We start from the raw sequence: 15,213 nt of genomic DNA on the forward strand, positions 1-15,213 counted from the left end.
AGAGAGCTGGCACTGATGTCCGACGACAAGAAGCTGCTCGACTACCTCAGGCGCGCCACCGCGGACCTCGGTGACGCCCGGAGGCAGCTGCGCGAGGCCGAGCGGGCCCGCCACGAACCGATCGCCATCGTCTCCATGGCCTGCCGCTATCCCGGCGGCGCCCACACGCCCGAACTGCTGTGGGATCTGGTCTCCCGGGGCGCCGACGCGGTCTCCGCCTGGCCCGTCAACCGCGGCTGGGACCTGGAGGGCCTCTACGACCCGGACCCCGACCACCCCGGTACCTCCTACACCCGGCACGGCGGCTTCCTCCACGACGCGGCCGATTTCGACGCGGAGTTCTTCGGCATCTCGCCGCGCGAGGCCCTGGCGACCGACCCCCAGCAGCGGCTGGCACTGGAGACCGCCTGGGAGGCGGTCGAGCGGGCCGCGATCGACCCCCGCACCTTGCGGCGCACCGGCACGGGTGTCTTCCTCGGGGCGATCGGCAACGGCTACGGCGCGGGCTCGCGCCACCTCCCCGACGTCCAGGGTCTGCTGGACACCGGGACCGCGAGCAGTGTGGTCTCCGGCCGGATCGCCTACACCCTGGGCCTGGAAGGGCCCGCGGTGACCGTGGACACGGCCTGCTCCTCGTCCCTGGTCGCCCTGCACCTGGCGATCAGGGCGCTGCGGGCGGGCGACTGCACGCTGGCCCTGGCCGGCGGGGTGTCGGTGATGGCGACCCCCGACGCGTTCGTGGCGTTCAGCCGCCAGCGCGCGCTGGCGGCCGACGGCCGCTGCAAGGCGTTCGGGGCCGACGCGGACGGCACCGGCTGGTCCGAGGGCGTCGGCGTCCTGCTGCTGGAGCGGCTGTCGGACGCCCGCCGCAACGGGCACCCGGTGCTGGCCGTCGTCCGCGGTTCGGCCACGAACCAGGACGGTGCGAGCAACGGCCTGACGGCGCCCAGCGGCCCGTCGCAGCGGCGGGTGATCCGTGCGGCGTTGGCGGACGCGGGGCTGACGGCGTCGGATGTGGACGTGGTGGAGGCGCACGGCACCGGCACCACCCTCGGCGACCCCATCGAGGCCCAGGCACTGCTGGCCACGTACGGCCAGGACCGGCCCGCCGACCGGCCGTTGTGGCTGGGCTCGTTGAAGTCGAACATCGGCCACACCTCGGCGGCGGCCGGAGTGGGCGGCGTCATCAAGATGGTGCTGGCGATCGAGCACGGCGAACTGCCCAGGACCCTGCACGCGGACCGGCCGACGCCCATGGTGGACTGGTCGTCGGGGGCCGTGGAGATCCTCGACGAGGCCCGTGCGTGGGACGACACGGGTCGTCCGCGCCGGGCGGGTGTGTCCGCCTTCGGCGTCAGCGGCACCAACGCCCATCTGATCCTGGAACAGGCCCCGGCGGAGGAAGCCGAACCGGCGGCCGAACCCGCTGCCGACGGCGATGCGTATCCGCTGCCCTGGGTGCTGTCGGGGCGTACCGACGAGGCGCTGCGCGACCAGGCGGCCCGCCTGCTGGCACACCTGAACGCCGGCCCCGGGCCCCTGCGGGCCGCCGACACCGGCCGCGCCCTCGCCCTCACGCGTACCGCCTTCGAGCGGCGGGCCGTGATCGTGGGAACCGACCAGGACCGGCTGATCGACGGCGTGAAAGCCCTGGCCGAGGGCCGGACGGTGCCGGGGCTGGTGCGGGGCGGCGGGGTGTCGTCGGGTCGTTCGGTGTTGGTGTTTCCGGGTCAGGGTTCGCAGTGGGTGGGGATGGCTGCGGGGCTGTTGGGTGAGTCGGAGGTCTTCGCGGGGCGGATGGCGGAGTGCGGGCGGGCTCTGGCGCCTTATGTGGATTGGTCGTTGGGGGAGGCGCTGGGGTCGGAGCGGCTGCTGGCGCGGGTCGATGTGGTGCAGCCGGTGCTGTGGGCGGTGATGGTGTCGCTGGCGGAGGTGTGGCGTTCGTTCGGTGTGGTTCCGGACGCGGTGGTGGGCCACTCGCAGGGGGAGATTGCGGCTGCGTGTGTGGCGGGTGGGCTGAGTCTGGAGGACGGGGCGCGGGTGGTCGCGTTGCGTTCCCGTGCGGTGAGGTTGCTGGCGGGCCGTGGCGGTATGGCGTCGGTGCCGTTGCCGGTGGATGTGGTGCGGGAGCGTATCGCCTCGTGGGGTGGCCGGTTGTCGGTGGCGGCGGTCAACGGGCCTTCCTCGTCGGTGGTTTCGGGTGACGCGGACGCGGTGGCGGCACTGGTGGAGGGGTTGGTCGGGGAGGGTGTGCGGGCGCGGTTGATCGAGGTGGATTACGCGTCGCATTCCTCGCATGTGGAGGAGATCCGGGAGCGGTTGCTTGCCGATCTGGCGGGGGTTGCTCCTGTTTCGGGTGTGGTGCCGTTCTTCTCGACGGTGACGGGTGGCTGGCTGGACACGGGGTCTTTGGACGCCGGGTACTGGTTCCGGAATCTGCGGGAGACGGTGGAGTTCGGGAGGGCGACGGAGTCGCTGTTGGGGGAGGGCTTCCGGTTCTTCGTCGAGGCCGGTCCGCACCCCGTGCTCACCTTCGGTGTCCAGCAGACCGCCGACAAGGCCGACACCGCCGCCTCAGCGCAGGGCCCCGCCGTGGCCGTCGGCACGCTGCGGCGCGGCGAGGGCGGCCTCGACCGCTTCCTGACCTCCCTGGGAGAGGCCCACGCGGGCGGTCTGTCGCCCGACTGGGACCGGGTGTTCGCCGGACACCGGTCGGACGGTGTCTCCCTGCCCACCTACCCCTTCCAGCGCCGTTCGTACTGGCTGGAGGACACGGGCCCGGCGGCGGGCGGCCCGTCCGGGACGTCCTCGGAGGGCGACGACTTCTGGGACGCCCTGGGCGGCGGTGACCTGGACCGGTTCACCACGACCCTCGGGGTGGCGCCCGAGGACCCGCTGAACGTGGTGCTCCCCGCGCTCGCCGCCTGGCGCACCGAGCGCACCGAGCGTTCGGTGGTCGACTCCTGGCGCTACCGCGTGACCTGGCGGGCCCTGCCCGAAGGCCCCCCGGTCGCACTGGACGGCAACTGGCTCCTGCTGTCGTCGGACGGTCAGCCCGAGGACGCGGTGCGCCGGTCGGAGGCGACCGTCCACGTCATGGAGCAGGCCGGGGCCTCGGTGGTCCACGTACGGCTCACCGAGGCGGAGGCCGACCGCGCCGTGCTGGCCGACCGGATCCGCGCCACCCTCGGCGCGCTGCCCGGCCCGGTGACGGGAGTGCTGTCGCTGCTGGGCCTCGACGAGCGCCCGCACTCCGCGCACCCCTCCGTCCCGCTGGGCACCGCGCTCAACCTGGCCCTGGTGCAGTCCCTCGGCGACACCGGGACCGACGCGCCCCTGTGGTGGGCCACCCGGGGCGCGGTGTCGGCCGGGGACACGGACACCGGGAGTGCGGTCAGCGCCGCGCAGCATCTGCTCTGGGGGCTGGGCCGGGTCGCCGCGCTGGAGTTCCCGCAGCGCTGGGGCGGTCTGATCGACCTCCCGGAGGTCCTGGACACGGACACCGCCGCCCGGCTGTGCCGGGTGCTGGCGGGCGAGGCCGCGGACGAGGACCAGGTGGCCGTACGGGCCACCGGCTGCCACGGCCGGAGGCTGGTCCGGGCCGCCCTGGGCGACACCGCGCCGGGGCGGAACTGGCGGCCCGGGGGCACCGTGCTGATCACCGGCGGTACCGGCGGGATCGGCGCGCAGATCGCGCGCTGGCTGGCCCGGCGGGGAGCCGGGCACCTGGTGCTGGTCAGCCGGCGCGGGGCGGACGCGCCGGGCGCGCCGGAGCTCTCCGCGGAACTGGCCGCCCTCGGCACCCGGACCACCCTGGCCTCGTGCGACGTCGCCGACCTGGAAGCCCTGCGCGCGCTGAAGGACGGCCTCGAACAGGACGGCCACCGGATCAGTACCGTCTTCCACGCCGCGGGCGCCGGGCTGCTGGTGCCACTGCCCGCCACCGACGTGGACGAGTTCGCCGGCACCCTCCACGCCAAGACCGGCGGGGCCAGGAACCTGGACCTGCTCTTCGACCGGGACACGCTCGACGCGTTCGTGCTGTTCTCCTCCATCTCCGGGGTGTGGGGCAGCGCCGTCCACGGCGCCTACGCCGCCGCCAACGCCTATCTCGACGGCCTCGCCGAGGACCGCAGGAGCCGTGGCCTCGCCGCGACCTCCGTGGTGTGGGGGATCTGGGACCCCGAGGGCGGGGCCGGGATGGCGGCCGAACTGGTGGAGGAGAACCTGCGCGGCCACGGCGTGCTCTTCATGCCGCCCGCGGTCGCGCTCACCGGGCTCCAGCAGGTCCTGGACCACGACGAGACGGTGGTCGTGGTCGCCGACATCGACTGGGACCGCTTCGCGACGGTGTTCACCTCGGCGCGCCCGAGTCCGCTGATCGGTGAACTCCCCGAGGTGCGCGCCGCGCTGGCCGCCGAACCGGCGACCGCCGGGACCGGGGCCGAAGAGACGTCCTCGGCGCTGCGCGACCGGCTGCGGCCGCTCCCCGCGGCCGAACGGACCCGGGTGCTGGTCGACCTGGTCCGGACCCACGCGGCCGCCGTCCTCGGCCACGGCTCGCCGGACGCGGTCGCCCCCGGCCGTGCCTTCCGCGACCTGGGCTTGGACTCGCTGACCGCCGTGGACATGCGCAACCGGCTCAACACCGCCACCGGTCTGCGGCTCCCGGTCACCGTCGTCTTCGACTACGCGTCGGCGACCGCGCTCGCCCGGCACCTGGAGACCGGACTGCTGGGCGCCGCCGAGGAACCCGCCACCGTGCGGCGGCCCCCGGCGGCGGCACCCGCCGCGGACGACGACCCCATCGTGATCGTCTCCATGAGCTGCCGCTACCCCGGCGGCGTACGGACCCCCGAGGACCTGTGGCGCCTGGTCGCCGACGGGCGCGACGCCGTCTCCGGGCTGCCGTCCGACCGGGGCTGGGACCTCGACGCGCTGTACGACGCGGACCCCGACCGGCCGGGCAGGAGCTACGTCGCCGCAGGCGGATTCATCCGGGACGCGGACCGGTTCGACCCCGGATTCTTCGGGATCTCACCGCGCGAGGCCCTGGCCATGGACCCGCAGCAGCGACTGCTGCTCGAAACCTCCTGGGAGGCGATCGAGCGCGCCGGTATCGACCCGGCGTCCCTGCACGGCACCCCGACCGGGGTCTTCGCCGGTGCCTCCTACCAGGGCTACGGCGGCACCCTGCGCGATGTCCCCGAAGAACTGGAGGGCCTGTTCATCGCGGGCATCTCCACCAGCGTCCTGTCCGGGAGGATCGCCTACCAACTCGGCCTCCAGGGGCCCGCCGTGACCGTGGACACGGCCTGCTCCTCGTCACTGGTCGCGGTCCACCTCGCCGCGCAGTCGCTGCGTTCGGGCGAATGCGCGCTGGCACTGGCGGGCGGCGCCACGGTGATGGGCACCCCGCTGTCGTTCACCGGCTTCAGCCGGCAGCGGGGGCTCGCCGAAGACGGGCGCTGCAAGTCCTTCGCCGCCTCGGCGGACGGCTTCGGCATGGCCGAGGGCGTGGGCCTGCTGGTCCTGGAACGCCTCTCGGACGCCCGCCGCAACGGCCACCCGGTGCTCGCGGTGGTGCGCGGCTCGGCGATCAACCAGGACGGCGCGAGCAACGGCCTGACCGCGCCCAGCGGCCTGGCCCAGCGCCGGGTCATCCGCGACGCGCTGGCGAACGCCCGGCTGACGGCCGCCGACGTGGACGCCGTCGAGGCGCACGGCACCGGCACCCGGCTGGGCGACCCGATCGAGGCCGACGCGCTGCTGGCCACCTACGGCCAGGACCGGCCGGCCGACCGGCCGTTGTGGCTGGGGTCGCTGAAGTCGAACATCGGGCACACCCAGGCCGCCGCCGGAGTGGGCGGCATCATCAAGATGGTGCTGGCCATGGGGCACGGCGAGCTGCCGCGGACCCTGCACATCGACCGGCCGTCCCCGAACGTCGACTGGACGGCGGCCGCCGTCGCGCTGCTGACCGAGGCCACCCCCTGGCCGCAGACCGGCCGGCCGCGCCGGGCCGGAGTGTCCTCGTTCGGCCTGAGCGGCACCAACGCCCATGTCGTCATCGAGCAGCCGCCCGCCGAGCCCGCACTCCCGCCGCCCGCCGTGCCGGCCGGGCCCGGACCCACCGCCGTGTCCGAGGCGCCCGCCGAACCCGCCGCCGTGTCCGAGGCGCACGCCGGACCCGCGCTCCCCGCCGGCTCGTCCGCCGGGTCCGGTGCGCCGGACGCGGGCGCCGCGCGGGCCGCCGTGCCGTGGGTCCTGTCCGGGCGGACCGCCGAGGCGGTGCGGGCCCAGGCGGAGCGGCTGCACACGTACCTGACGGAGCATCCGGAGCTGTCGTGCGCCGACGTCGGCTACTCCCTGGCCACCACCAGGACCGCCTTCGAGCACCGCGCGGCCGTCGTCGGTGACGACCGCGCGGCCCTGCTGGGCGGCCTGGCCGCGCTGGCCGCGGGAGAGCGCGCACCCGGCCTCGTCGAAGGCACCGTCGCCCGATCGGCCAGGACCGTCTTCGTCTTCCCCGGCCAGGGGTCCCAGTGGGCCGGCATGGCCCGGGAACTGCTCGACCACGCCCCGGCCTTCGCCGACCGGATCGCGGCCTGTGAACGCGCCCTCGCCCCGCACCTGGACTGGTCGCCGCTCGCGGTCCTGCGGGAGGAGCCCGACGCGCCCCCGCTGGACCGGGTGGACGTGGTGCAGCCGGTGCTGTTCGCCGTGATGGTGTCGCTGGCCGAGCTGTGGCGGGCGCACGGGATCGTCCCCGACGCCGTGGTCGGCCACTCCCAGGGGGAGATCGCCGCCGCCTGCGTGGCCGGCGCGCTCTCGCTGGAGGACGCGGCCCGGGTCGTCGCCCTGCGCAGCCGGGCCCTGCTGGCCCTGACCGGCCGCGGCGGCATGCTGTTCGTGCCGCAGCCGGCCGCAGCCGTACGCGAAGCCCTGTCCGCCCACGCCGGGGCACTCGACGTCGCCGCGGTCAACGGCCCGGCATCGGTGACGGTCTCCGGCGACCCGGCGGCACTGGAACGGCTGCGCGAGCGGTACGCCGAAGCGGGCGTCCTGACCTGGCCGGTCCCCGGCGTGGACTTCGCCGGGCACTCGCCCCAGGTGGAGGAGTTGCGGGAGGAACTGCTCACCCTCCTCGGCGGCACCGCGCCGCGGACGTCCCGCGTCCCGTTCTACTCCACGGTCAGCGGCGGCCCCCTGGACACCCTGGGGCTGGACGCCGCCTACTGGTACGAGAACCTGCGCCGGCCCGTGGAGTTCGCACGGGCGGTCGACGCGCTCATCGCCGACGGACACCACACCTTCGTCGAGTGCAGCACCCACCCCGCGCTGACCGTCTGGCTCCAGCAGGCCGTCGAAGCGGCCGGGGCCGGGGACGGAGCCGTCGTCGGCACCCTGCGGCGCGCCGAGGGCGGCCCCGGCCGCTTCCTCGCCGCGCTCGCCGAACTCCAGGTACACGGACTGCCGGTGGACTGGGACACGGTGTTCGCCGGCACCGGCGCGCGCAAGCGGCCCCTGCCCACGTACGCCTTCCAGCAGCAGCGCTACTGGCTGGACGCCACCCCCGCACCCGACCGGCCCGCCACCGCCCTGACCGGCAACGGCACCGGCCCGGCCGACTCCGGCTTCTGGGCAGCCGTCGACCACGGGGACCTGGACGCCCTCGCCACCACCCTGCGGGTCGAGGACGGGGAACTGAAAGCCTCCCTCGCCTCCCTGGTGCCCACCCTCGCCGCGTGGGCGCGCGGCCGGGCCGACGACCGGATTGCCGACAGCTGGCGCTACCGGGTCGCCTGGAAGCCCCTGCCGGCACCCGAGCGGCCCCGGCTCACCGGCGGCTGGCTCGTCGTCGCCCCGACCGGGGCCGCCGCCGACCCGGCCGTCGCGTTCGCCATGGACTCCCTGCGGGGACACGGCGCCACCCCCGTCCTGGTCGAGGCGGGCCCCGACGCGACCGACCGGACCCGGTTCGCCGCACTGCTCCGCGACGCCCACGGCCACACCGACGGGCCGCCCGCCGGGCTCCTGTCGCTGCTCGCCCTGGCCGAAGAACCCCACGGCGGGGGATCGGCGCTTCCCCGCGGCCTCGCCCTGACGGTCGCACTCCTCCAGGCCCTGGGTGACCTCGGCACCGACGCCCCGCTCTGGTGCGCCACCCGGGGCGCGGTGTCGGTCGGCCGCTCCGACCGGATCGACAGCGCGCTCCAGGCCCTGGTCTGGGGCCTCGGCGGGGTCGCCGGCGTGGAGTACCCGCAGCGCTGGGCGGGTCTGATCGACCTGCCGCGACGGCTCGACGACCGGGCCGCGACCCGGCTCGCCGAAGCGCTGACGAGCCCCGGCGGCGAGGACCAGCTGGCGGTACGCGCCACCGGCCTCTACGGCCGCAGGATCGTCCACGCCGGTCTCGGCGACACGCCCCCCGTGCGCGACTGGACCCCCGAGGGCACGGTCCTGATCACCGGCGGCACCGGCGGCCTCGGCGCCCAGATCGCCCGCTGGCTCGCCCGCACCGGCACCGCGCACCTGCTGCTCACCAGCCGGCGCGGCGCACAGGCCCCGGGAGCCGACGCCCTGCTGGCCGAACTGCGCGGGCTCGGCGCCGCCGCCACTGCGGTGGCCTGCGACGTCGCCGACCGCGACGCACTGGCGGAACTGCTCGCCGGCATTCCGGCCGAGCGCCCGCTGCGCGCCGTGCTGCACACCGCGGGCGTTCTCGACGACGGGGTGATCGACTCGGTCACCCCCGAACGCGCGGCCGGGGTCCTGCGCCCCAAGCTCGACGGCGCGCGCAACCTGGACGAGCTCACCCGGGAACTCGACCTCACCGCCTTCGTGCTGTTCTCCTCGCTCGCCGGCACGCTCGGCGGCACCGGCCAGGGCAGCTACGCCGCCGCCAACGCCTACCTCGACGCGCTCGCCCGGCAGCGCCGCGACCTCGGACTGCCCGGCACCTCCGTGGCCTGGGGCCTGTGGGGCGGCGACAGCCTCGCCTCCGGAGCGGTCGCCGAACGGCTGATCCGCGACGGCCTGCCCGCCATGGACCCCGCCGCGGCCACGGCCGCGCTGCGCCAGGCGCTCGACCACGACGACACGGCCGTCCTCGTCGCCGACTTCGCCTGGGACCGCTTCACCCGGGCGTACACCGCGCTCCGGCCCAGCCCCGCCCTCGGGGACCTGCCCGAGGTGCGGGACGTACTCGCCGCCCCGGGCGGCCCCCGGAGCACGGCCGACGGCGCCGAGCCGCCGGCCCTGCGGCTGGCCGCACTGCCCCCGGCGGAACGCGACCGGGCGCTGCTGGACCTGGTCCGCCGCGAGGTCGCCGCCGTGCTCGGTCACCCCGGGCCCGAGGCGGTGGGACCCGACCAGGCGTTCAAGGACATCGGCTTCGACTCGATGACCGCCGTCGAACTGCGCAACCGGCTCGCCGCGGCCACCGGCCTGCGCCTGTCGGTGACCCTGGCCTTCGACTACCCCACGGCCACGGACCTCGCCGGACACCTGCGCACCGAACTGCCGGGGGCGCCCGCCACGCGGACGTCCGACGCTCCCGCGCGGGCGTCAGCGGCCGTCGCGGTGCCCGAGGACGAGGCGATCGCCGTGGTCGCCATGAGCTGCCGCTACCCCGGCGGCGTCAGCACCCCCGAGGAGCTGTGGGAACTCGTCGCGGGCGGACGGGACGCGATCACCGGCTTCCCCACCGGACGGGGCTGGGACCTGGACGGCCTCTACGACCCGGACCCGGACCGGACCGGCCGTACCTACGCGCGCGAAGGCGGCTTCCTCCACGACGCCGACCGCTTCGACCCGGCCTTCTTCGGGATCTCCCCGCGTGAGGCGCTGACCATCGACCCCCAGCAGCGGCTGCTGCTGGAACTCTCCTGGGAGGCGTTCGAGCGGGCCGGCATCGACCCGCTGTCGCTCAAGGGCAGCGCGAGCGGCGTCTTCGTCGGATGCAGCCACCACGACTACGGGGCGCGCGTCACCGAACCCTCCGAGGAGTTCGAGGGCTATCTCGGCGTCGGCAGCGCGGGCAGTGTGGCGTCCGGGCGGATCTCCTACACCCTCGGCCTCGAAGGGCCCGCGGTGACCGTCGACACGGCGTGCTCCTCGTCGCTGGTCGCGGTCCATCTCGCGGCCCGGTCGCTGCGGTCCGGCGAATGCTCGCTGGCGCTCGCCGGCGGGGTGACCGTGATGTCGACACCGGGCGCGTTCGTGGAGTTCAGCCGGCAACGGGTGCTCGCCGAGGACGGACGCTGCAAACCGTTCGCCGCCGCCGCCGACGGCACCTCCTGGGCCGAGGGCGCCGGACTGCTCGTCCTGGAACGCCTCTCGGACGCCCGGCGCAACGGCCACCCGGTGCTCGCTCTCGTACGCGGCTCCGCCGTCAACCAGGACGGTGCGAGCAACGGCCTGACCGCCCCCAACGGACCCTCCCAGCAGCGGGTCATCCGGGCGGCCCTCGCCGACGCCGGGCTGACGGGGGCCGAGGTCGACGCCGTGGAGGGACACGGCACCGGGACCCGGCTGGGCGACCCGATCGAGGCCCAGGCGCTCCTGGCCACCTACGGCCGGGAGCGCGACGGACGGCAGCCGCTGTGGCTGGGGTCGCTGAAGTCGAACATCGGGCACAGCCAGGCGGCCGCCGGAGTCGCGGGCATCATCAAGATGGTGCAGGCCATGCGGCACGGGGCGCTGCCGCGCACCCTGCACGTCGATGCGCCGACACCCCACGTGGACTGGTCGGCCGGAGCGGTCCGGCTGCTCACCGACGACACCCCGTGGCCGGAGACCGGGCGCCCCCGGCGGGCCGCCGTGTCGTCGTTCGGCGTCAGCGGAACCAACGCCCACACCATCCTCGAACAGCCCACCGAACCGGTCCGGGCCGCCGGCCCCGCGCCGGCCCCGGCGACCACCCCCGCCGCGCCCGCCCTGCCCTGGCTGCTCTCCGCCCGCGGCGCGGACGCGCTGCGCGAGCAGGCCGCCCGGCTGCTGCGGCACGTGGAGCACGACCCGGGCCTCACCGTCGCGGACGTGGGCCGCTCCCTGGCGCTGAACCGCAGCGCCTTCGAGCACCGGGCCGCCCTCACCGGCACGGACCGGCAGACCCTGCTCCAGGGGCTCACCGCCCTCGCCGCGGGCGAGCCGTCGCCGGACGTGGTGAGCGGTGTCACCGGCCCTGCCGCGAAGACCGCCTTCCTCTTCCCCGGCCAGGGCAGCCAGCGCACCGGCATGGGCGCCGGACTGTACGCGCGGTTCCCGGTCTTCGCCGACGCCTTCGACGCGGTCTGCGCGGAACTCGACCCGCTGCTCGACCGCCCGCTGCGGGAGGTGATCGACGCGGGCCCCGGCGACCGGGGCCACGGCCTGCTGGACCGCACCGAATACGCCCAGCCCGCCCTGTTCGCCCTGGGCGTCGCACTGTTCCGGCTCGTCGAGCACTGGGGTGTGCGTCCCGACCGGCTGCTCGGCCACTCCGTGGGAGAGCTGGCCGCCGCCCATGTCGCCGGCGTGTTCGCCCTGCCCGACGCCGCGGAGCTGGTCGTCGCGCGCGGACGGCTGATGCAGGCCCTCCCGGCGGGCGGCGCGATGGCCGCCCTCGCCGCCGGGGAGGAGGAGGTGCTGCCGCTGCTCGCGGGCCGCGAGAGCGCCGTCGGCCTCGCCGCGGTCAACGGCCCGGCCGCGACCGTGATCTCCGGCGACGCGGCGGCGGTGGACGAGATCGCCACCGTACTCGCCGCGCGCGGGCGCAAGACCCGTCGGCTGCGCGTCTCCCACGCCTTCCACTCGCCGCTGATGGAGCCCATGCTCGCCGAGTTCCGCGAGGTCGCGGCGCGGATCGTCCCGGGGGAGGCCACCGTCCCCGTCATCTCCGCCCTGACAGGCGAGCCGGCCGCCGCCGGGCAGCTCGGCTCACCGGACCACTGGGTGGAGCACGTGCGCGGCACCGTCCGCTTCCAGGACGCCGTACGCCACCTCGAACGCGACGGCGTCACCGCGTTCCTGGAACTCGGACCCGACGGCGCGCTCACCGCCCTGGGCCAGGACTGCCTGCCCGGCGCCACCGGAGGCAGCGGCACCGACGCCGACAGCCCCCTACTGCTGCCGCTGCTGCGCAAGGACCGGCCCGAAGCGCCCACGGCGACGGCCGCCCTGGCCCGGCTGCACATCGCGGGCGTCCCCGTGGACTGGAACGCCGTCCATCGCGGCGGCCCGTCCCGCTCCACCGTCGACCTGCCGACCTACGCCTTCCAGCGCGGCAGCTACTGGCTGGAGGCCGGCCCGGCCACCGCGGACCTGCCCGCGGCCGGACTCCGCAGGGTCGACCACCCGCTGCTCGGCGCCGGAACGGAACTCGCGGACTGTGACGGCTTCCTGTTCACCGGCAGGTTCTCGGTCCGCAGCCACCCCTGGCTGGCCGACCACGGCGTCTACGACGGCGTGCTGTTCCCCGCCACCGCGTTCCTGGAACTCGCGGTCCGCGCGGGCGACCAGGTCGGCTGCGACCAGGTCGAGGAACTGACCCTGGAGGCACCGCTGGTGCTCCCGGCAGGCGGAGCCGTCGCACTCCAGCTCACCGTCGGAAGCCCGGACGCCTCCGGCACCCGCCCGCTGACCGTCCACGCGCGGGCCGCCGACGACGGCCCCGACGCCCCCTGGACCCGGCACGCGAGCGGCCTGCTCACCTCCGCCGAGGACCCCGGCCCGGCGGACCCGGCCGAACCGGCGGACCCCGCGGCCTGGCCGCCGCCCGGTGCCGTCCCCCTCGACACGGAAGGCGTGTACGACCGCTTCGCGGACGGCGGATTCGCCTACGGCCCCGCGTTCCAGGGCCTGCGCGCGGCCTGGCGACTCGGCGACGAGGTGTACGCGGTCGCGAGCCTGCCCCAGGAGCAGCAGCAGGCCGCCGCCGCGTTCGGCCTGCATCCGGCCCTGCTGGACGCCGCCCTGCACGCACTGGTGTTCGACGTACTGGAAGGACCCGCGCAGGGCTGGCTGCCGTTCTCCTGGAACGGGGTGCGCCTGCACGCCTCCGGCGCCACCGAGCTCCGGCTGCGGCTCACCCCCACCGGCCGCGACGCCGTCGCCGTACGGGCGACCGACGCCACCGGACGGCCGGTGCTCTCGGCCCGCTCCCTCGTCCTGCGGCCCGTCTCGCCCGGCCGCTTCCGGGCCGCTCGCACCGGACACCACGAAGAACTCTTCCGCCCCGAGTGGCAGGCCCTGCCCGAGCGCGCCGGGACGGCGGCGGGCACCGTCTCCGGACCGGATTCCTGGGCCGTGCTCGGCACCGGGGACCCCCTGCCGCCCGGCGCCGCGCCGCTCCCCGGCCGTACGGTCACCGACCTCGCCGCGCTGTCCGCGCTGCTCGACGAGGGGGCCCCGCCGCCCCGGCTGGTCCTGGCCCCCTGCCCGCCCGCCCCCGCCTCGTACACCACGCCCGGCGCCCTCCGCGAAGCGGTCCACGACGGCCTCGGCACCGTCCTCGCCCTGCTGCGCGACTGGCTGGCCGACGAGCGCCTGACCGGCTCCCGGCTGGTCCTGGTCACCGCGGGCGCGGTGCCGGTGACCGGCGACGACGTCCCGGACCCGGCCCAGGCCGCGCTCTGGGGCCTGGTCCGCTCGGCGCAGACCGAGAACCCCGACCGCTTCGTCCTGCTGGACCTCGACGCCCACGAGATCCCGCCCGCCGTACTCGCCGAAGCCCTCGCGTCCGGGGAACCCCAGCTCGCGATCCGCGCCGGGGCCGTCCACATCGCCCGGCTGGCCCGCGTACCGCTGGCCGCCACCGCCCGCACCCCCGGCTGGGACGGCGACGGAACCGTCCTGATCACCGGCGGCACCGGCGCCATCGGCGCCCACGTCGCCCGCCACCTGGCCGCCGAGCACGGCGTCCGGCACCTGCTGCTGACCAGCCGCAGCGGCCCCGCCGCCGACGGCGCGGCGGAACTCCTCGCCGACCTCGCCGCCCTGGGCGCGCACGCCGAGATCACCGCCTGCGACGCCGCCGACCGCGACGCCCTGGCGGCCCTGCTGGCCGCCCTGCCTCCCGCACACCCCCTGACCGGCGTGGTGCACGCCGCGGGCGTCCTGGCCGACGGCGTCGTCGCCACCATGACGCCCGAGCAACTGGACCTCGTCCTGCGCCCCAAGGTGGACGCCGCGATCAACCTGCACGAACTCACCGCCGGCCTGGACCTGTCCGAGTTCGTGCTGTTCTCGTCCATCGCCGGAGTCTTCGGCGGCATGGGCCAGGGCAACTACGCCGCCGCCAACGCCTTCCTGGACGCACTGGCCCACCGGCGCCGCGCCGACGGACTGCCCGGCCGCTCCCTCGCCTGGGGCCTGTGGGCCAACAGCACCGGGATGACCGGCGGGCTCACGGAGGCGGACCTGCGACGCATCGCCCGGGGCGGGATCGTCGCCTTCGAACCGGCCCGGGGACTGGCGCTGTTCGACACGGCCGGCACCCTCGACGAGCCGGTCGTCCTCCCGCTGCGGCTCGACACCGCGGTCGTCCGCGCCCAGGCCGCCACCGGCGGCGTCCCCGCCGTGCTGCGCGGCCTGGTGCGCCCCGCCGTCCGGCGCGTCGCCGCGGGCCCCGCCGCCGGCACCGGCCCCGACGGGCCCGAAGCGCTGAAGCGTCGCCTCGGCCCCCTCGACGACACCCGGCGCGCCCGGGTCCTCCTCGACCTGGTCCGCTCCCACGCCGCCCTGGTCCTCGGCCACAGCGGCCCGGCCGCGATCGAGCCAGGCCGCGGTCTGCTGGAGGTCGGCTTCGACTCGCTGACCGCGGTGGAACTGCGCAACCGGCTGCGCGCCGCCACCGGCCACCCCCTGCCGGCCACCCTGCTCTTCGACCACCCCACCCCGGCCGCGATCGCCGCACACCTCGCCGCCGAACTGGCCCCCGGGACCGGGCCGGGCCCGATCCCCGGCCTCGCCGAACTGGACCGCCTCGAAGGCGCCCTCGACGGCGGTGTCGACGACCCGGCGGACCGCGAACGGCTCGCCGGCCGGCTCCGGGAACTCCTGGGGCGCCTCGACGCGGCGGCCACCGCGGCCGACGGCGACGGCACGGCGGCCGGCTCCCTCGAGGACCGCATGGACGGCGCCAGCGACGACGAACTCTTCGACCTCATCGACAACGAGCTCGGTCTGTCATGACACCGACCCGACACGCGAACCAGGACGGCGGCTCCC

At 76.0% G+C, this 15,213-nt stretch carries 1 protein-coding gene; it reads left to right on the forward strand.

Translation table 11 applies throughout. The features are described from left to right. Nucleotides 1–15: 15 nt before the first annotated feature. Nucleotides 16–15,177, forward strand: coding sequence for a type I polyketide synthase (locus A8713_RS28270; RefSeq protein WP_064536497.1), 15,162 nt, complete (start codon nucleotides 16–18; stop codon nucleotides 15,175–15,177). Nucleotides 15,178–15,213: the final 36 nt, after the last annotated feature.

This window comes from Streptomyces sp. SAT1 (assembly GCF_001654495.1).
GTDB lineage: Bacteria > Actinomycetota > Actinomycetes > Streptomycetales > Streptomycetaceae > Streptomyces > Streptomyces andamanensis.